The sequence below is a fragment of the Enterococcus sp. DIV1368f genome, from assembly GCF_051712245.1.
Classification (GTDB): domain Bacteria; phylum Bacillota; class Bacilli; order Lactobacillales; family Enterococcaceae; genus Enterococcus; species Enterococcus faecalis.
The window spans coordinates 2024545-2044285 of sequence record NZ_JBIOON010000001.1; the positions used below are offsets into that span (position 1 = coordinate 2024545).

At 37.2% G+C, this 19741-nt stretch carries 16 protein-coding genes, 1 riboswitch and 1 other annotated feature; of the genes, 1 reads left to right on the plus strand and 15 read right to left on the minus strand.

Going from position 1 to position 19741, the window contains the following annotated elements:
* Window positions 1–25: 25 nt before the first annotated feature.
* From IGL07_RS09890 to IGL07_RS09940, 11 genes are all read right to left on the minus strand, one after another.
* Entirely contained in the window at window positions 26–1234 is a 1209-nt protein-coding gene (locus tag IGL07_RS09890) for an FtsW/RodA/SpoVE family cell cycle protein (RefSeq protein WP_002356686.1), read from the minus strand.
* 3 nt (window positions 1235–1237) lie between these two features.
* Window positions 1238–1543, minus strand: coding sequence for a YlaN family protein (locus IGL07_RS09895; RefSeq protein WP_002356684.1), 306 nt, complete (start codon window positions 1541–1543; stop codon window positions 1238–1240).
* Window positions 1544–1769: 226 nt separating this feature from the next.
* The gene (recQ, locus tag IGL07_RS09900) at window positions 1770–3539 is read right to left on the minus strand and encodes a DNA helicase RecQ (RefSeq protein WP_438747352.1); all 1770 of its coding nucleotides are present in this window, start codon (window positions 3537–3539) and stop codon (window positions 1770–1772) included.
* A gap of 316 nt (window positions 3540–3855) precedes the next feature.
* On the minus strand, window positions 3856–5691 hold the full coding sequence (typA, locus tag IGL07_RS09905) for a translational GTPase TypA (protein ID WP_002356682.1): 1836 nt from the start codon (window positions 5689–5691) through the stop codon (window positions 3856–3858).
* A gap of 220 nt (window positions 5692–5911) precedes the next feature.
* Window positions 5912–6694 (minus strand): inositol monophosphatase family protein, encoded by a 783-nt coding sequence (locus IGL07_RS09910; RefSeq protein WP_010712689.1) that lies wholly within the window; start codon window positions 6692–6694, stop codon window positions 5912–5914.
* On the minus strand, window positions 6695–6973 hold the full coding sequence (locus IGL07_RS09915; protein WP_002356679.1) for a UPF0223 family protein: 279 nt from the start codon (window positions 6971–6973) through the stop codon (window positions 6695–6697). It lies immediately after the preceding gene.
* 49 nt (window positions 6974–7022) lie between these two features.
* On the minus strand, window positions 7023–8288 hold the full coding sequence (locus tag IGL07_RS09920) for a voltage-gated chloride channel family protein (protein ID WP_002384204.1): 1266 nt from the start codon (window positions 8286–8288) through the stop codon (window positions 7023–7025).
* Window positions 8289–8364: 76 nt separating this feature from the next.
* A riboswitch (Fluoride riboswitch) is annotated at window positions 8365–8434 on the minus strand.
* A gap of 50 nt (window positions 8435–8484) precedes the next feature.
* On the minus strand, window positions 8485–9735 hold the full coding sequence (locus IGL07_RS09925; protein WP_010817515.1) for a glycosyltransferase family 2 protein: 1251 nt from the start codon (window positions 9733–9735) through the stop codon (window positions 8485–8487).
* Window positions 9732–9875: a hypothetical protein gene (locus tag IGL07_RS09930; protein WP_002376693.1), complete on the minus strand. Its 144-nt coding sequence runs from the start codon at window positions 9873–9875 to the stop codon at window positions 9732–9734. The genes IGL07_RS09925 and IGL07_RS09930 overlap by 4 nt, the downstream gene beginning before the upstream one ends.
* A gap of 28 nt (window positions 9876–9903) precedes the next feature.
* The gene (locus tag IGL07_RS09935) at window positions 9904–14718 is read right to left on the minus strand and encodes a SpaA isopeptide-forming pilin-related protein (protein WP_075575407.1); all 4815 of its coding nucleotides are present in this window, start codon (window positions 14716–14718) and stop codon (window positions 9904–9906) included.
* Window positions 14702–14980: a hypothetical protein gene (locus IGL07_RS09940; RefSeq protein ID WP_002376690.1), complete on the minus strand. Its 279-nt coding sequence runs from the start codon at window positions 14978–14980 to the stop codon at window positions 14702–14704. Before IGL07_RS09940 ends, IGL07_RS09935 begins: the two co-directional genes overlap by 17 nt.
* 209 nt (window positions 14981–15189) lie before the next feature.
* Here IGL07_RS09940 and IGL07_RS09945 point away from each other — a divergent pair, with 209 nt between their 5' ends.
* A complete protein-coding gene (locus IGL07_RS09945) occupies window positions 15190–15483 on the plus strand; it encodes a helix-turn-helix domain-containing protein (protein ID WP_048941565.1) in 294 nt (97 codons plus the stop codon).
* A gap of 81 nt (window positions 15484–15564) precedes the next feature.
* On the opposite strand, the gene IGL07_RS09950 is transcribed toward IGL07_RS09945, so the two are convergent.
* The 4 genes from IGL07_RS09950 to rimI all read right to left on the minus strand — a co-directional run bounded on the left by IGL07_RS09950 (window position 15565) and on the right by rimI (window position 19739).
* Window positions 15565–16065, minus strand: a complete 501-nt coding sequence (locus tag IGL07_RS09950; protein ID WP_002356666.1) for an HD domain-containing protein — start codon at window positions 16063–16065, stop codon at window positions 15565–15567.
* Window positions 16066–16220: 155 nt separating this feature from the next.
* Window positions 16221–17912 carry an arginine--tRNA ligase gene (gene argS, locus IGL07_RS09955; RefSeq protein ID WP_195526178.1) on the minus strand — a complete coding sequence of 564 codons (1692 nt, stop codon included), beginning with the start codon at window positions 17910–17912 and terminating at the stop codon, window positions 16221–16223.
* Window positions 17913–17985: 73 nt separating this feature from the next.
* Window positions 17986–18189, minus strand: a binding site (T-box leader).
* Between the two features lie 42 nt (window positions 18190–18231).
* Window positions 18232–19278: a tRNA (adenosine(37)-N6)-threonylcarbamoyltransferase complex transferase subunit TsaD gene (tsaD, locus tag IGL07_RS09960; protein ID WP_002362640.1), complete on the minus strand. Its 1047-nt coding sequence runs from the start codon at window positions 19276–19278 to the stop codon at window positions 18232–18234.
* Window positions 19275–19739, minus strand: coding sequence for a ribosomal protein S18-alanine N-acetyltransferase (gene rimI / locus IGL07_RS09965; RefSeq protein ID WP_010817520.1), 465 nt, complete (start codon window positions 19737–19739; stop codon window positions 19275–19277). The genes tsaD and rimI overlap by 4 nt, the downstream gene beginning before the upstream one ends.
* Window positions 19740–19741: the final 2 nt, after the last annotated feature.

Here is a 19741-nt window from a genome sequence, read left to right on the forward strand (position 1 = left end):
CTCCTACCATCAATTTCCTTCAAATTTATTGGTTCTGTTCTAAAGATAAATAGTACTCATTTTCTAATTTCTGACGTGTTTCATCTGCACTGATATTCAGGACAAAGGCCACAGCAATCGAAATAATCAGCAAACTATTCCCGCCTTGACTCAAGAACGGGAAAGTAATTCCTGTTAATGGAATAATCCCAGTAATCCCACCAACATTAATAAAGACTTGAATTAATAACATTGTACCAATTCCAATACACATTAGTGAATTAAAAGGTTTCTTCGAGCGTACACCGACTAAAATAATTCGCGCAATCATAAACATCAACAATCCTAAAATCGCTAGACCGCCGATAATGCCTAACTCTTCTAAAGTAATCGCAAAGATAAAATCCGTATGTGCTTCAGGTAAAAAGCCTTTTTTCTGAACACTATTTCCTAGACCTTTGCCAAACCAGCCGCCATTACTGATTGCATAATAAGAATTAGCTAACTGATGGCCTAAGTTCCGTTCATCTAAAAATGGATTTTTAAAAACAGCAAAACGATTATAAATATATTGGTAACGCGCTGGGAAAATTTTTCCTTTAGACATAATTAATAACTGAATAGCCGTGATACTACCTAAAATGCCTAAGCCACCGACCAAGTAGGTATACATATAATTAATCCCACTTGCTAAAACCATCACGATGGTAATCAATGTTAGAATGGCCGCATTCCCAAAGTCAGGCTGGATTGCAACTAGCGCAATTAATACAAAAACGAGCATCAACGGGCGCCCGGCAGCTTGTTTAAATTGATCCATGCCTCCATTAATTGTCTTTTGTCGTCGTGCTAAAATATAAGACAGATACCAGACAACCATAATTTTTAAATACTCAGCTGGTTGCATCGAAAATCCACCAATCTCAATCCAACCACGCGCGCCGTTAATTTCTTTCCCGATACCAGGAATCCGAACGGCTAAAACCATAACCGTAATTACTGCAATGGCAAACATGATAAAACTTCGATTCTGGAAAACGGATGTTTTCATCTTATAAATAAAAAACATTGCAACTAACCCTACTACCCAAAAGGCAACCTGGTTAATAACGAATGACGTAGGTGAAAAACCTTTCATTACTTGTAATGCGGATGTGGAACTATATACCATAATCAATCCCACGATACTTAAAATTAAATATGGAATAAAAATACTATAGTCTAGCAAATGCCGTTTTTTTACTTTGTTTGGCAAAGCTTAACCCTCCTTGCCAATCTCGTTTTTTTCTTGTGTTTCTTCATAAACATCTGTATATAATTGATTCAATTCGCGTTCTAAATCACTTAGTAAGCGATGTCCTTCATCATTAGTTAAAATCCCCAAACGGGTCGCATAGGTCACTTGTCTTGAAAAACCATACATTTGTGTATCCACTACTTCTTCAAATGCTTTACATTGAGAAATACACAAACTGTTTTTTTGATTACGAATAAGCATTTTAATGCGTTCTGCATCGTCTTCTAATAATTGAATGGCAAATTTCTTTGAAATTCCTTCGTCCATTTGTACAGAACCTCCCTATCTTAATTAAATAATTATAACATACTTCTCAGTTAGATACATGATGATTTCAGAAAATTTCCTTTAAGAAATTTTCTAAAACCAAGCGATATATTAAGTAAGAAATCTCTTTATATAACAAGCTTATTTTATCAATACAACAACAAATACATTAAAAGACTTTTTTCTTATTTTCTGCTTTTAATTTTAAATAAAATAACAAACTATATCATTTTTTTATCTCTTGATATTCTTTAATTACTTCTAAAAAGGCGGTGCCATATTTATCTAATTTATTTTGGCCGACCCCTTTTATTTGCAATAATTGAATCGTTGTTTGCGGTAATTTTTCACACATTTCTTTAAGTGTACTGTCGGAAAAGACTACATATGGCGGCACGCCTGCCTCTTGAGCCATGTCCATACGTAATTCGCGCAATCGTTCAAACAAGGCATCATCCACTGCTACTTTTCGAACTTTTTGGTCTTCTTTTCGGAAGACTTTCCGTTCTCCTAAAAGCACCTGAACACCTTCTGTCGAGACTGATAACAACGGAAATTGCCCATCAGAAGGAATTAAATAACGTTCTGCTGTCAAATAATCAATCAGCTGTGTGACTTCTTTTTGGGTGCGACCTTTCATTAGTCCGTATGTTGGCAAACGATCAAAATGCCATTGATCAATTTTTTGATCTTTTGAACCAGTCAAGACTTTACCAACTAAGCCCTTACCGAAACGTTCTCCCATACGTTTTACACAAGACAAGACTTTTTGGGCATCGACCGTAATATCGACTAATTCTCGATTATCCAGACAATTCGAGCAGCGACCGCAGTCCGTCCCTTCTTCACCAAAATAGCGTAAAATATATTTTTGTAAACACATTTGTTCATTCGCATATTGTGACATTTCCCGTAATTTCAAGTACTCTTTCTGCTTATAATCAATGGTCATTTCAGATTGTTCAATAAAGTATTGTTGAATTTGCAAGTCTTGTGGAGCAAACATTAACACAGCATCACTAGGTAGACCGTCACGACCAGCTCGGCCCGCTTCTTGGTAATAAGATTCAATATTTCCTGGTACTTGTGCGTGAATGACAAAACGAACATTACTCTTATTAATCCCCATACCAAAGGCATTTGTTGCTACCATCACTTGCACTTGATCATACAAGAACGCTTCTTGATTTTCACTACGTAACTGTTCACTCATGCCCCCATGATACATCCCAGCTGCAATTTTTTTACTTTCTAATAAATGATAAATTCGTTCAACTTCCTTCCGCGTGCTTGCATAGATAATACCTGATTGCCCAGTATTCATCTTTAAATATTCCAAAAGAAAAACGTCTCTGTTTTGATCTTTCACGACTTGAAAAGATAAGTTTTCTCGAGCGAACCCTGTTTTGATTTCATTTTCTGATGGAATTCTTAATTGCTTGACAATATCCTCCGCTACTTGTGGCGTTGCTGTAGCTGTTAGTGCAATCACAGTTGGTTGCTGTTGAAATTGATCAATAATCTCTGCTAAACGCAAATAGCTTGGACGAAAATCATGCCCCCATTGTGAAATACAGTGTGCCTCATCTACTGCCAATAAATCAATTGGTACATGTGTCAGCATCTGTTGAAAATCATAAGATTCTAATCGCTCTGGCGCAACATACAATAGCTTGACTTCTTTGTTAACCGCTAATTGAATACGATGATTCATTTCTTGATAGGAAATGGTACTATTGATATATGTAGCTGGAATCCCCATTAAATTTAGGGCGTCTACTTGATCTTTCATTAAAGAAATTAATGGTGAAATCACCAATGTTAAATTATCCAGAAGTAAGGCTGGCAACTGATAACAAATCGATTTGCCTCCACCTGTTGGCATAATGCCTAAGACATTTTCTTGTCGCAATACATGACGAATAATCGTTTCTTGTCCTGGCCGAAAATCATCATAGCCAAATGTATCTTTTAATAATTCTTGTAATGCACTCATTTATTGCGCTCCAATCTTTGTTCTACAAGTCATTTTAACACGCTAATCTAACAGGAACAAGGTGTGTTAAACCAAGACACAATCGTGAAACACCAGTTAACGTGAAACATCAAAAAGAATGAAAAATTGTGAAAGCTTGCTATCAAAAGCTTTCAAAAATAGCGACATTTGCTTGTTGTGGATAACGAGTAGTTATCCACACATAAAAAATATCCTTATCTTAAAATACGCATTAATTCGTTTTTACCATCAAAAAAACCAACTATTTTCGTAGTAAAACGAGCATAGTTGGTTTAAATGTTTATTTGTCGAAAAATTATTCAGCTTTTTTCTTTTTCTTGCTTGCTTTTTCGCGTTCATTTTTGTTAAGAATTTGTTTTCTTAAACGGATGCTTTCTGGTGTTACTTCACAGTATTCATCTTCATTCAAGAATTCTAATGATTCTTCTAACGTTAATTTTTTCGGTTTTTTGATGACTGATGTTTGGTCTTTCGTTGCCGAACGAACGTTAGTCATTTGTTTAGCTTTTGTGATGTTCACAGTTAAATCGTTGTCGCGGTTGTTTTCCCCAACAATCATTCCTTCGTAAACTTCTGTCGTTGGTTCAACGAAAACTGTACCACGTTCTTCAATACTCATAATTGAGTAAGTCGTTGCCTTACCAGTATCGATTGAAACTAATGCACCTTGATGACGGCCGCCAATCGTTCCTTGAATCATTGGTAAGTATTGATCGAAGGTGTGGTTCATAATACCATAACCACGAGTCATTGATAAGAATTCTGTTGAATAACCAATTAAGCCACGAGCTGGTGCTAAGAAGATTAAACGCATTTGTCCGTTACCGGCATTAATCATATCTTGCATTTCGCCTTTACGTAAACTTAGTGATTCAATCACGCTACCCATGTATTCTTCAGGTGTGTCAATTTGAACACGTTCAAATGGTTCACATTTAACCCCGTCAATTTCACGCTCAATAACTTCTGGACGAGAAACTTGTAATTCATAGCCTTCACGACGCATGTTTTCAATTAAAATTGATAAATGCAATTCGCCACGGCCTGATACAGTCCAAGAATCTGGGCCAATAGGATCAACACGTAAAGATACGTCTGTTTGTAATTCAGCCATTAAACGTTCTTCGATTTTACGAGCGGTAATGTATTTTCCTTCACGTCCCGCAAATGGAGAATTGTTAACTAAGAAAGTCATTTGTAAGGTTGGCTCATCAATGTGTAGAATTGGTAAAGCTTCTTGATTGTGAACATCTACAACTGTTTCCCCAACGAAAATGTCTTCCATTCCAGAAACGGCAATTAAATCGCCCGCTTTTGCTTCATCAATTTCCACACGTTGTAAGCCAAAGAAACCTAAAATTTTCGTTACACGGAAATTTTTCACGCTGCCATCTAATTTCATCAACGCAACTTGGTCGCCGACTTTCATTGTGCCACGGAACACACGGCCAATCCCAATACGTCCAACGTAATCGTTGTAGTCTAGTAATGAGACTTGGAATTGAAGTGGTTCGTCTGAATTATCAACTGGAGCTGGCACATGTTCAATAATTTTATCAAAAATTGGGGCCATTGTTGGCTCTTGATCTGCTGGATCATCTGATTCACTTGAAGTTCCGTTTAAAGCAGAGGCATAAACAACTGGGAAATCTAATTGATCGTCGTCTGCGCCTAATTCGATGAATAACTCTAAAACTTCATCTACTACGTGTTCAGGACGAGCAGAAGGTTTGTCAATTTTGTTAACAACCACGATTGGTGTTACTTTTTGTTCTAATGCTTTTTTCAATACGAAACGTGTTTGAGGCATTGTTCCTTCATACGCATCGACAACTAAAACAACACCGTCTACCATTTTCATGATACGTTCTACTTCACCACCGAAGTCCGCGTGTCCTGGTGTATCTAGAATGTTGATACGTGTACCGTTATAATCTACGGCTGTATTTTTTGCTAAGATAGTAATTCCACGTTCACTTTCAAGTGCATTGGAATCCATTGCACGTTCTTGTAATTGTGTGTGTCCATCTAAAGTGTCAGATTGTTTTAAAAGTTCATCTACTAAGGTTGTTTTACCATGGTCAACGTGGGCGATAATTGCCACGTTACGAATATCATCTCTGTATTTCAATTTAATTGCTCCTTATCTATATACGCTTATGTTACTTAAGTCCATAAAAGCCGACTGCTTATTATAGCAAACTTTTTTCATTAAAAAAAGGCTTTCGCCTGCAAAAATAATGAAAGTTTTAGAAATTATTCGGCTTTTTCTGAAAACAAGGACATTTTTTTACAAATTTTTCTCTTTTAAAAGAGGAAGAGCCTTACCTTTCAGCAACGCTCTTCTTTGATTATTCCGATTCATTTAAATACTGGGTAAATACTTCATCATAGGTTTCAGGAGTTGCTGCAATAAAGTATTCACGGCCAGCAAAAGTTAATGGTTTTCCTGTAATACCAGAGTATTTAAATCCAAATTCTTCCAAAAGTACTAAGCCTGCTGCATAATCCCAAGGACTTAGATTAGATAAATAGCCATGATGGTTGCCTTTTAACATAGCAATAATTTCCAAACCTGCACAACCGCTAATACGCACGCCCATGCTTGCTTGTCCGATTTCCGTTGCATGATGAATATTTTTTCCATGCATGTAAGCATTCATGCCCCATAATCCATCTGCCAAGGCTTTCATAGTAGGCGCTTTTAATAATTGATTATTCCGATAAACGCCAAGCCCTTTGCCACCCCAATAAAGTTCTTCTCGCATCACATCATAGATAAAACCTAATTTACCAATGCCGTCTTCATAAACAGCTAACATAATACAAAAATTTTCTCTTTCCATCACGAAATTCATTGTGCCATCAATCGGATCGATGATCCACACGCGACCAGCAAAACTTTTTAAAGTATTGTAGCCTTTTTCTTCCCCTAAAATTTGATCTTCGGGAAAATTTGTTTGAATTTTATTCATTAAAAATTCTTGGGTTTGTTCATCCATATTTGTCACTAAATCGGTGCGGCCATTTTTCTGTTGAACGGTTAACTCTGATTCCAAGTTCATTCGAATCACATCGGCTGCTTCAAAAAGCCAACTTTGAATTGTTTGAACAAATTTTTGCGTTTCAGTCATCTAATCATCCCCCAGCTTTAATTTACCGCTTCCCTGTTTTTTAGCTTGTTGAAGCGTACGATATAACGAATATCCTGAAGCATTTTCAAATTCACGACCTAAGCGTTTTTCTTCGCCGATACTTTTAACGACCGTTTTAAATTGTTGATAAGTTGTTAAAAATTTGTCAACAGGCAAGCCTGTTTCGTTGGCTTGCTCAACTGCTGTCCACATATTAGTGACAATCACCATTTCCTCTGTCGTCCAATCTAAATCTAATGGATATTGATAGTCTTTCATGTCTTCACCTCATCTTCTCTAGTTTAGCATATTTTCATAAAAAAACATCTTATTTACGTCGATTTTTTAATGCGTTAAAGAGAGGATATTCTGCTGTTCCTTTGCGATACAAACTTTGTTGCGAAGCATAAATACCGCTATTTCCTGAACACATAAAACTGATTAAGCAGACCATGAAAAAATAGACCGCCGCTTCACTACCAAATAGTTCAATGCCCATAATGAAGCAAGCAATCGGCGTATTCGTGGCGCCAGAAAAAACACCAATAAATCCTAAACCTGCTAAAAAAGGAATTGACAGATGTAACAAAGGGGCCAAAGAACTACCTAACGTAGCCCCAATTTCAAACAATGGCGTTACTTCCCCTCCTTGGAACCCAGCACCCAGGGATAACACCGTAAAGAATAATTTCCCAACAAAATCAAAAGGCTGCGCATTGCCTGCAAACGCATCTTCTAGTAAAGGTAAACTCAAGCCTAAATAACGTTGGTTGTTTAAGACGAGCACAAACAGAACGACAATGGACGCCCCAAGAAACGCACGAAGGTAGACATTAGCAAACCAATTTGCGTAGGTCTTTTTTAAAAAGACAATGGAACGACTAAAAACCCAACCTGCCAAGCCAAAACAAATCGATGCCAAAAATAATTTTACAAATAGATCAACTGACCAAGTCGGAATTTTGCCCATCGGATAATGCGTATGTGTTACACCAAAACTTTCAGTTACAAAATTAGCAAATAAGCCTGCAAAAAAACTTGGGAAAAGTGCCTCTGCACGAACTTTTCCAATCGCCAAAACTTCTAATCCGAAAACCGTTCCCGCTAATGGTGTGCCAAAAACAGAACTAAAACCTGCACTAATTCCGCTAATAATAATTACTTGTCGTTCCAAAGCGGACAGTTTAAAGACTTTTCCTACAGCATTTGCGATTGCGCCCCCCATTTGCACCGCCGTCCCTTCACGACCAACAGAACCACCAAATAAGTGCGTAGTGATCGTGCCAAACAACGTTAAAGGAATTAAGCGCAAGGGAATATCTTCTTCCCCGCCATTGCCTTGTTCAATCACTAAGTTATTTCCTCGGCTAGCATTTTTCCCAAAACGCGTATAGAAATACGTAAAAACGACACCGCTAATGGGGAGGATAAAGAGTAACCAAGGATTTGCTAAACGAACATCTGTTACATAGGTGAGACTCTTTAAGAAAAAGGCGGATAACGCCCCCATAAATAAACCAATAATTGCGGTAATGAGCAACCATTTTGCCATATACCCGCCAATTGATAGTAGTTGCTTTGTTTCTTTTTTCACTTTACATGCTCCTTTACAATTTTCTTATCGCCAATCCTAGCGTACAGAAAAAGCCTACCAAAGGGTACACTTCTCCCGTTTGGTAGGCGTCATTAATTTATTCGTCCAATAAATAGTTCGTGGTGAACACCATCACCATGTTGCTATTAAACTATTAAAAATAATACCACGCAACTCTGGAAAGTGCAATAAAAAATCAATTGCGTTCCGTTTTTATCCACGTGCTATTACCTTTGATAAACCGATAATAAGCCATTACCACACTAACGAATAAAATTAAGTACATGTAGGAAATAGTAAAAGGTAAACTAATTAGCCCCAGTTTTGCAGGTACTTTTAGTTGAAACTTTTTCAACTCGCGATAATAGTTGATTGTAAAAAAAATGCCGAAAACTAACGAAATACTGACGGCCAAAACAAAACTAATGACGAGTGATAACGAAAAACCTAACCTATACAAGTGTTGCAGTTGAAGCCCAGTTAAGATAAAAACGAGCATTCCTGCGACGAGATTAATAAAGGGTTGCGCTAAAAAATAATAGATGCCGCACTTCTGCCTTAGCGTTAATGACTTTGATTTAATCACCCTGGGTAAATACGCTAAACAATCTAAATTTCCTTGAACCCAACGACTTCGTTGACGAATAAAACGTTTCACATCTCTCAGTGCTTCTTGAGCCATAAAGGCCTCGTCAATATAAGCAATCGATAACTCTTTCAGCATTAATTTAATGGTTAACTCATAGTCATCCAACAAAGCATTTCCCCAAGGTTGATAGCCTAAGTGTTCGGTAATCATGGATAACCGAAAAAACTGACCGTTGCCACCAAGTCCGATGGTTTTTGTTGCTCGACGCGCCTTTTGAATAAAATTATTAATCGTAAAAAACTCAACATCTTGTGCAATAAACATAAAATTTGTGACATCTTTCATTTTGATTCTGGTTTGCGCAGCACAGACTGTTGTATCTGCGAAAACAGCAATTAGTTCATTGATAATATTCTCACTAAAAAAACCATCTGCATCCACTACTCCCACCAATATTTGATTTCGTGAGTAGTCTTTTTTTTCTGCATCTGCTAATACAATTTGGAAAGCATGGTTCAAAGCGGCGCCTTTGCCTTGTTGCGCATTGGGAAATTGACGAGACAGAACTTGGATTGGACCAGCAATACTGTCCATCATTGCTTTGGTTTGGTCCGTTGATCCATCATCAATCGCAATTATTTTTTTCTTAATTGGTAAAGCAACCAGTTTTTTTAATGTTTCTCCGATGACTTTCTCCTCGTTTACACACGGTACAAGAAAGTAGCAGAAAAATTCTTCTGCTACTTCGACTTCTCTTCTTGTTTTTTTTCTTGTTCGAAAACTGAGAAATAAACTTGTAAATAAATAGGTTAAGAAAATGAACATAATTACTTTGTATAACTGATACAAATAAATCATGTAATTTGTCCTCTTTTCAAAAAATAACGGTATAAAATGTAGGCAGTGACAATTGAAACTAGAATAACACCAATTAAATCAGTCACAAAAAAGGCGCCTGTTGAAATTACCCCAAGTTTCGGTAAAGCTGATTGGCTCATTAGATACTCCTTTCTCTCTATTTGTTCTTTACCAACACACCACCACGATGACTATCACACATCCCCCATAATAATATCTTGGCGGATTATAGTACACAGGTGGATTATAGTTAGTGACTGGCGGCACATACTCAGGCCAATATGTTGGTGGCGGCGGATTATAAACTGGTATTCTGCGATTTTCTCGAACAATTGCAATTGTTTGACCCGCATGATTTTGCGTCAGACTGACACGTGTTGGTGTCGTGTTCCTCGAATAACCTGCTGGTGCCTGAATTTCTCTAATTTCATACACGCGATTAACGGACAGTCCGCTAATCGTGACTGTGCCGTCCCACCCGGTTGTCACTCTTTGTGTATAGCCATTAGTTGTATCTTTCCATTCAAAAACAGCGCCTGAGAGGCGTACTTTTGTTTCAACGTCTTGTTTAATAATTTTGATAGCACCATAATTCGCTTTGTTATTTAACACTAACGTATGCGTCTTTGTTCCTTGACCTCTTAGATCAATCCGATGAACTCTACTATCTAACGAGTAACCAGTTGGTGCTTGAATCTCAGTGATTTCGTAAATACGATTTGACGATAATCCTGGAATCAGAACCTCTCCATTACCATTTGCTGTGAATGTCGCAGTGTAATTATTGGTGGTATCGCGGAACCTAAATTTCGCTCCTGCTAAACGTTGTCTTGTATCCGTATCTTGCTTAACAATTTTGATGGCACCCTGTTGCGGTGTATTATTTAAGACCAAGGTATAAGTTTTTCCACCTTGTCCACGTAAATCAACTTTGTGAACACGCCTATCTATGATATAGCCATTCGGCGCTTTGATTTCTGTGATTTCATAGATACGATTCCCCGCTAGTCCTGGAATCAGAACCTCACCATTTCTATTCGCTGTAAATGTCGCAGTATAGTTATTGGTGGTATCTCGGAATTTAAATTGTGCACCTGCTAAACGTTGTCTTGTATATCCATCTTGCTTAACAATTTTGATGGCACCCTGTTGTGGTGTGTTATTTAAGACCAAGGTATAAGTTTTTCCACCTTGTCCACGTAAATCAACTTTATGAACACGTCTATCTATGACATAGCCATTCGGCGCTTTGATTTCTGTGATTTCATAGATACGATTCCCCGCTAGTCCTGGAATCAGAACCTCACCATTTCTATTCGCTATAAATGTCGCAGTATAGTTATTGGTGGTATCTCGGAATTTAAATTGTGCACCTGCTAAACGTTGTCTTGTATATCCATCTTGTTTAACAATTTTGATGGCACCCTGTTGTGGTGTATTATTTAAGACCAAGGTATAAGTTTTTCCACCTTGTCCACGTAAATCAACTTTGTGAACACGCCTATCTATGATATAGCCATTCGGCGCTTTGATTTCTGTGATTTCATAGACACGATCACCTGCTAATCCAGTAATCAGTACTTCACCGTTTCTATTCGCTGTAAATGTCGCTGTGTGATTGTTGGTGGTATCTCGGAATTTAAATTGTGCACCTGCTAAACGTTGTTTTGTATATCCATCTTGCTTAATAATTTTGATGGCACCTTTTTGAGCTTGATTATTTTTGGTGAACGTGTAGGTTTTGCCAGCATAATTCGAGGGTAAAAGAACTCTATGCACCGTTTTGTCAAGTATATAACCATTTGGTGCTTTGATTTCTGTAATTTCATAAATCCGGTTGACGGAAAAATTATACAAAGTTGCTTCACCATTAGCATTAGCAGTTACTACGCCTGTATTCCCATTCACTGTGTCACGCCATCTAAATTGTGCGCCTGCTAAACGTTGTTTTGAGTAACCATCTTGTTTTACCAATTTTAAATTGCCACGTAGTGCTACATTTTCAATTGTATAATAACCAATCTTATCAGCATAATTAGTCGTTAGTGTAACTCGGTAAGTCTTGTTATTTAGGATATATCCGTTTGGTGCTTTAACTTCTGTAATTTCGTATACACGATTGACTGGTAAATTCGTTATCAGGGCTTGTCCGTTTTTGTCGGCTACGACTGTTCCTACTTTTCCTGTCACCGTATCACGCCATTTGAACTCCGCACCTGCAAGGCGTTTTCCTGAATCTTTGTCTACTTTGATTATTGCTAAACTACCTTTTTTCGCAATATTATCAATGGTTACTGTCACTACTTTATTGGCTTGTGCAGTTGTTAGAGTGACTTTATGCACGATTTTGTCTAGTACATAGCCTACGGGTGCTTTTGTTTCCGTAAGTTCATACGTACGATTGACGGATAAGTTGGGAATTGTGACCGTTCCATCGGTTCCAACTGTCACTATTCCTGTTTTTCCTGTCACTGTATCCTTCCATTGGAATTCTGCGCCTGTTAAACGTTTTTTACTGTCTTTGTCTTGTTTAACAATTTTGATGGAGCCTTTTTGCGCTACATTATCAACAGTTACTGTCACTACTTTATTAGCTTGTGCAGTTGTTAGAGTGACTTTATGCACGGTTTTGTCTAGTACATAACCTGTGGGTGCTTTTGTTTCTGTGATTTCATACGTACGATTGACTGCTAAATTGGGAATTGTGACCGTTCCATCGGTCCCAACTGTTACTATGCCTGTTTTTCCTGTCACTGTATCTTTCCACTGGAATTCTGCGCCTGTTAAACGTTTTTTGCTTTCTTTGTCTTGTTTGACAATTTTAATGGAGCCTTTTTGCGCTACATTATCAACAGTTACTGTCACTATTTTATTGGCTTGTGCAGTTGTTAGAGTGACTTTATGCACGGTTTTGTCTAGTACATAGCCTGCGGGTGCTTTTGTTTCCGTAAGTTCATACGTGCGATTGACGGATAAGTTGGGAATCGTGACTGTTCCATCGGTCCCAACTGTCACTGTTCCTGTTTTTCCTGTCACTGTATCTTTCCACTGAAATTCTGCGCCTGTTAAACGTTTTTTACTGTCTTTGTCTTGTTTGACAATTTTGATGGAACCTTTTTGCGCTACATTATCAACAGTTACTGTCACTACTTTATTGGCTTGTGCAGTTGTTAGAGTGACTTTATGCACGGTTTTGTCTAGTACATAGCCTACGGGTGCTTTTGTTTCCGTAAGTTCATACGTGCGATTGACGGATAAGTTGGGAATCGTGACTGTTCCATCGGTCCCAACTGTTACTATGCCTGTCTTTCCTGTCACTGTATCTTTCCACTGAAATTCTGCGCCTGCTAAACGTTTTTTACTGTCTTTGTCTTGTTTGACAATTTTGATGGAGCCAGTTTGTACTTGTTGCTTATTCTTCACCCGATATGTTAAAGTGTAGTCGGTTTTTCCAGCAAATGAAATAGGATGTTTAGTATCGTCTAATTCATAGCCATTAGGCGCCTTCGTTTCAACTAAATAATATTCTCCATCAGGTGATAAATTTGAAAATAACAGCTCGCCGTTTTCATTCGTGACACCTTTTGCTATTAGATTATCTTTTTGGTCGTACAACGAAAACTCAGCACCTGCTAAACGTTTCGCCTCATTATTTTCATCTACTTTTTCTACTTTTAATTGATTTTCTAAACGTGTATTTTCTTTTTTCAGACGAATCGTCTGAGTTTGGCCTGTTTTAATTTCAAACGGAACTGGTGTTGCATCTAACTTATAGCCAGTTGGTGCTCTTGTTTCAATCAGTTCATATAGACCAGGTTCTAAACCAGCTAAACGGATTTGTCCAGATTGATTGGTTCTTAAATTCTCTTGAACAACTTGTTGTGTTTTTTTATTCACAAGTTTGAAAATAGCGCCTTGCAGCACTTCAGCTGTCGCTGCATCTATTTTTTCTAAAATAACACCACCTTGGCCTGTTCCTCCACTATTTTCATCAGCCGTGATATAAGCGATGTCTTCATCTTCCCAAGCATCGAATCCCTCGTTAGAAATACGCATATAGGTGTAATTTGATAGCAAGGCATCACTTGGAATATTTTCATTTGGAATTGTTTCTAAATAAATATAATAGGCGTTTTTATTAGAAAGATAACTGCCTGTGGCCGTTGGTATTCCTTCAAATTTCTCCGCTTCATAATTAAATCCAGATTCAGAAGCATATTTTTGGAAAAATTGACTGGCATCATAACTGTATTCATCATGCTCTAAATTCCGAATCATTTCACCATTTACTTCTAAAATAGGCTGCTTGGTGAGATACGCGGCAATACTGTCAACAGCTAAAGTTTGGTTTGGACCTACATTATCTAAAAATTTAAAGGTTGTTTTTTCTGAACCTGAAAGTCCTGCTTGATTATAGTTAAAGTAAATGACCCAGGCAATTCTTCCCTCTGAGGTAAATCCTAACGGGACTTTTCGAACCAGTTCAGTTGGCGGAACTTTCTCCACGTATTGCCCGATATTAATTTTGACAATTTTTTGTGAATCACCAAAAGTAAAAACGACTTGATCTTCAAAATCTTCTGATAAATTTTGATTATATCGCAACTTCAGTTGTAAGTTAGCAGAGTAATCTGTGATTGTTTGTAAGGCTTTAATCGTCCAAGTACCATCATCATTTGGAATCACTTGGAGTGCATCTCCAATTTCAAAAGGCGTCATTGAATAGGAATATTTTTCACTAGCCATTTTTAACGTAAGGACCTCGCCCTTGGTTAATTCGGAAATTGATAACGCCAAGGAAACAGTTGCCCAATCTTTTGTGGCAACAATTTCCGTTTTTTCCTCAGGATATTCAACAGCTATGGACCGAATTTGCGTGCCACTTTCATTATTCATCGCATAAGAAACAATACTTGTATTAGACCCTATAATAGTAAAAATAATTAAGCAAATCGAAAATAACTTATTAATAATTTTTTTCATTCATCACAATCCTTCCAATACCAATATGTGTCTTTTTAGACACTAATTCACTAAAAAAAATAGTCATAATTTCTTCATTCTTCAAATCCAACAATTGTGAAATCAATTTAATATCCGATGCTTTGAAAACAACTTCTCCTTTTAATTTTTTGTAAATCGTTGAAGCAGATATGGGCTGTCCGTATGCAGTCATTTCATTTGCCAACCACTCAACATTTTTCCCTTTCATTTTCAATTTTGAGTGAATTAAATTAGATTCCATTTTACTCTCCCCCTTTTCAGTGTCTAATAAGACACTGAAATTATATCATTTTGTGAAAAAAACGTCAATATCATTAAAAAATACTGATTTTTTTATTATATTCGTTACTTTCATTTTGAAAAAAACATGTTTCTTTTGCGACACTTTTTGTGCTAGAATGTTTTTACGGAGGTGGTTTTTTGAAAGAGAATTTTTTGAAGCAAAAACGGATGGAGAAAAATCTTACATTAGAACAAGTTGGAAATTTTGTTGGTGTTGGAAAAAGTACCGTCAGGAAATGGGAAACTGGAATGATTGAAAATATGGGGAGGGATAAAATTGTCGCCTTATCTAAAGTTTTAGATGTATCACCTCTTGAAATCTTAGGTATTCCTGAAACGGAAGAAACGCCATTTGTTGTCCCGACCAATATTATGAATGTTTACAAACAATTGACAACTGAAAATCAAGAAGCAGTCTATCGATATGCTCAAAAGAAATTAACAGAACAAAATTACTTTTAATATTTATTTTAAATAGATGAATGCTAGACTTTTTAGTCAACGTCAAACAAAAAAAGCTTATCCTTACGGATAAGCTTTTTATTAGATTGACTGTTGGCCAAAATACTGACGCCATTTGGTTTTCATGGCTGTCGTCATCGGCAACGCCGCTTCTTTCACAGCACAATATTTGTCAACAAAGGTTACAATGTAACTTTCTTTGTATTTTGGTGGTGCAATAGTTGCGCCCCACATATGTTTAATAATAATGTCTCGTTCTAAATCAGACAACTCTGTAATTTTTTCAGCATTTTTGGCTGCAATTCGTGGATGAACATAGGCATGAGAGCCTTCGTCAAACTTTGTTGTGCGCCAATCATAGTAAAACAAATCATGTAATAAACCAGCACGAGCTGTTGCACGAGCATTGCCGTTCCAACGCTTTGCTAATTTATAGCTATGATAGGAAACACTAATTGAATGTTCTAAACGAGTTGAATGCATATGTTGTGTGTATTCTGCTAATTTTTGGACTTCTTCGGTTGCTAATAAATCTTCTACATAAGAAAGATATTCTTCGTCTTCACGCCATTTTTCTGTCATATAATTGGGTGCCACCTTTTCTAATCCTTTTATAACTTGACTCGAGTATAGCACCCCAGCTATTTAATTACTATGAATTTCTCAATCTGTAACTTAACTTTAATATTTGCTTAATAAGTTTAGCGTTCAACGCAGTAAAATTTTCACAAAAACTTCTACATTTCTTCTGGTGCATGTAACCCTAGTAAACGTAAATCTTCTTTTAGAACAGTAGCTACTGCATAAACTAACGCTAAGCGTGCCTCTTTTTGAGCATCTTCATCCAAAATCCGAACATGGGCATAATATTTATTGAACGCTTGTGCTAAATGAATGCTATGTTTCGCAATAACAGATGGTTCATATTTTTCAGCAGCTTGCATCACAGTTTCAGGGAATTTTTGTAACAACTTCACGACTTCCCAGCTGTCCTTGTCATTTAGTGCATAACGTTGTGTAGCGTCTGGTGTAAAGTTTGCTTTACGTAAAATACTCATCGCACGAGCATGCGTATATTGAACATATGGCCCAGTTTCACCTTCAAAACGAACAACTTCATCTAATACAAAATCGAAATTATTTAGACGATCATTTTTAAGGTCATGGAAAATAACTGCACCTACACCTACTTGTTTCGCCACTTCTTCACGATTTGCTAAGTCTGGGTTTTTCTCGTTAATTTGATTTCCTGCTAAAGTAACAGCTTCATTCAATACTTCTTCTAATAAAACAATTTTCCCTTTACGTGTGGATAATTTTTTACCGCCTTGAGTAATTAAACCAAACGGAATGTGTTCCATATCATCTGACCAGTTAAACCCTAGTTCTTTCAAGACTGCTTTTAATTGTTTGAAGTGATTGCTTTGTTCATTGCCGACTACATAAAGTGATTTGGCAAAATCATACGTCCGTTTACGGTAAAGCGCAGCAGCTAAATCCCGTGTGATATATAACGTCGCACCATCTGATTTACGAATAAGTGCTGGATTTAAATTATATTCTGTCAAATCAACAATTTCTGCACCTTGATTTTCTGTTAATAAATGTTTTTCTTCTAATAAAGTAACAATTTCATCCATTTTATCATTATAAAAGGCTTCGCCATTGTATGAATCAAATTCAACTTCTAACATGGAATAGATTTTATCAAATTCTTTTAGAGACTCGCTACGGAACCATTTCCATAATTCATTGGCTTCTTGGTCTCCTTCTTCTAATTTTTTAAACCAAGCACGTGCTTCGTCTTCTAATTCTGGTTTTTCTTCTGCTTCTTCATGAAATTGCACATATAAGCGCAATAATTCATTAATTGGCTGTTGGCGGACTGCTTCTTCAGAACCCCATTTTTTATAAGCTACAATTAACTTACCAAACTGTGTACCCCAGTCACCTAAGTGGTTAATCCGAATTGGCTGATACCCAATTTTTTCTAAAATAAAGGCAATTGAATTCCCGATTACCGTAGAACGTAAGTGTCCCATAGAAATTGGTTTAGCAATGTTTGGTGAAGACATATCAATAGGAACATTGCCATTATTGCCAAAGGTACTGTTTCCGTAGTTATTTTTTTCTTTGACTACTTCGCCAATAACAGCTTGACTGACTGCTTTTTTATTCATGAAGAAGTTTAAATAAGGTCCTACCACTTCAATTTTTTCAAAATTCGTGCCATCAATTTTTTCTGCTAATTCTGCTGCAATTTGTTGTGGTGCTTTACGATAAATTTTAGCTAATGAAAAGGCTGGAAAAGCCACATCTCCATGATCAACAGATTTAGGATTTTCCAATAATTGTTCGATTTGATCCATCGTTAATTCTTCATTTAAAACATCATGTAACGCTTTTGCTACGATTTCTTTGTTGTTCATAAGAACCCTCCTGATTAATTTGTAAGTATTAAAAAAATAAAAACGTCTCTGACAAAACAAAATATTTTGTTTTGTCAGAGACGAGAATTTACCCGCGGTACCACTCTAATTGTCTATACTACTTGGATAGACCTGCTTCATCGATAACGGTGATTGCCGTCTGCTTTCAGCAGAATTCTAAAAGTGCGCTTCCTCATTCCGATCACTCTTGGCTCCCACCTTCCCAAGATCGCTAAGCTGACGTTGAAATAAGTACTCTCTTTATCATCGAATGTCATTGTTAAACTGGCTTCATTATAGCAAATTTTTGTCTAGCTGGCTAGCCTTCTTCACTAATTGTCATAAAACTAACGCCAGGTTCTGCATTTAAGTTATACGAAGCAAAATGATTCTTTTCAGCTTCGATAAAAGCGGCAGCGCCAATCATCGCCGCGTTATCCCCACAAAGTTTTAATGGCGGAATAAGTAATGTTACTGCTGGTAATTGTTCACTGATTGCATGTCTCATTGCTTCTCGTAATCCTTGATTCGCAGCAACGCCCCCAGCGATTAGCAATTGCTTAACAGGATATTCTTGACAAGCACGAATGGTTTTAGCCACTAATACTTCCACCACACTCGCCTGAAAACTTGCGGCTAAATCCTTTGTAGACAGTACTTCACCACGTTGCTCTGCATTATGAACCGTGTTAATAAACGCACTTTTTAAGCCACTAAAACTAAAGTCATAGTTATCCTCTTTTAGCATCGCCCGTGGAAATTGATAGGTATCTGTGCCTTCATGGGCCAAAGCATCAATCTCTTTGCCACTAGGATAAGGCAGCCCTAACACCCGTCCGACTTTATCATACGCTTCACCAGCTGCATCATCACGTGTTTCACCAACAATTTCGAAAGAGCCATCTTCTTTCATGTAGACCAATTCCGTATGTCCCCCACTAACAAGTAAGGCCATCAATGGAAATTCGAGCGGTGCTACAAAACGGGCAGCATAAATGTGTCCAGCCATATGATTGACCGGAATAAGTGGTAATTGGTGCGCCCAAGCAAATGCTTTTGCTGCAGAAAGTCCTATTAATAAAGCACCGACTAACCCAGGCCCATAGGTCACAGCAACGCCACTAAGCTCTTCAGGTGTGACTTTTGCTTCTGTTAATGCTTCTTCAATACAGATCGTCACTTGTTCAACATGATGACGACTCGCAACTTCTGGAACGACTCCGCCAAAACGTTGATGGCTCTTAATTTGCGAAGCTACGATATTGGAAAGAATTTTGTCGCCATCTTCAATGACAGCCACACTTGTTTCATCACAGCTACTTTCCACAGCTAATAATAATTTACGTTCTTTTGTAAAAATTGTCATTGGGCTTCCTTCCTTAATTTCGCACACATTACAAAGGCATTTTCTTGAGGTTCTTTATAATAATTTTTTCGAACAGCTACTTTCCGAAAACCTGTTTTCTCATAAAGTTTTTGAGCTAATGTATTCGATTCTCTGACCTCTAAGAAAATTTGTGTAATGTTACGACTTCTAACATATTCTTTAAAAGCTTTCATTAATTGACAACCAATTCCTTGGTGTTGTCTCTGACCATTCACAACAACGTGACTAATTTCTGCTTCATCTAAAATAAAATGATAGGCAATATAGCCTAACCACTGGCCATTTTCAACTAAAAAAAGATATTCGCTATTTTCCTGAGCAAAATCTTCCGCGAATTGTGTTTCTGTCCAAGGGGAGCCAGTTGTATAAGAAGAATTACTGAAACGCCATAATTCTTCACCAATATTTGCTACAGATATTTCTTTTTTTGTTACTAACATTT

Excerpts from the sequence above, each read along its gene's own strand:
- IGL07_RS09895 (WP_002356684.1), bottom strand. The coding sequence starts at position 1,543 with ATGGACGAAGGAATTTCAAAGAAATTTGCCATTCAATTATTAGAAGAC.
- tsaD (WP_002362640.1), bottom strand. The coding sequence starts at position 19,278 with ATGACAATTTTTACAAAAGAACGTAAATTATTATTAGCTGTGGAAAGT.
- recQ (WP_438747352.1), bottom strand. The coding sequence starts at position 3,539 with ATGAGTGCATTACAAGAATTATTAAAAGATACATTTGGCTATGATGAT.
- IGL07_RS09940 (WP_002376690.1), bottom strand. The coding sequence starts at position 14,980 with ATGGAATCTAATTTAATTCACTCAAAATTGAAAATGAAAGGGAAAAAT.
- IGL07_RS09910 (WP_010712689.1), bottom strand. The coding sequence starts at position 6,694 with ATGACTGAAACGCAAAAATTTGTTCAAACAATTCAAAGTTGGCTTTTT.
- rimI (WP_010817520.1), bottom strand. The coding sequence starts at position 19,739 with ATGTTAGTAACAAAAAAAGAAATATCTGTAGCAAATATTGGTGAAGAA.
- IGL07_RS09925 (WP_010817515.1), bottom strand. The coding sequence starts at position 9,735 with ATGATTTATTTGTATCAGTTATACAAAGTAATTATGTTCATTTTCTTA.
- argS (WP_195526178.1), bottom strand. The coding sequence starts at position 17,912 with ATGAACAACAAAGAAATCGTAGCAAAAGCGTTACATGATGTTTTAAAT.
- IGL07_RS09935 (WP_075575407.1), bottom strand. The coding sequence starts at position 14,718 with ATGAAAAAAATTATTAATAAGTTATTTTCGATTTGCTTAATTATTTTT.
- IGL07_RS09915 (WP_002356679.1), bottom strand. The coding sequence starts at position 6,973 with ATGAAAGACTATCAATATCCATTAGATTTAGATTGGACGACAGAGGAA.
- IGL07_RS09950 (WP_002356666.1), bottom strand. The coding sequence starts at position 16,065 with ATGACAGAAAAATGGCGTGAAGACGAAGAATATCTTTCTTATGTAGAA.
- IGL07_RS09930 (WP_002376693.1), bottom strand. The coding sequence starts at position 9,875 with ATGAGCCAATCAGCTTTACCGAAACTTGGGGTAATTTCAACAGGCGCC.
- IGL07_RS09945 (WP_048941565.1), top strand. The coding sequence starts at position 15,190 with ATGGAGAAAAATCTTACATTAGAACAAGTTGGAAATTTTGTTGGTGTT.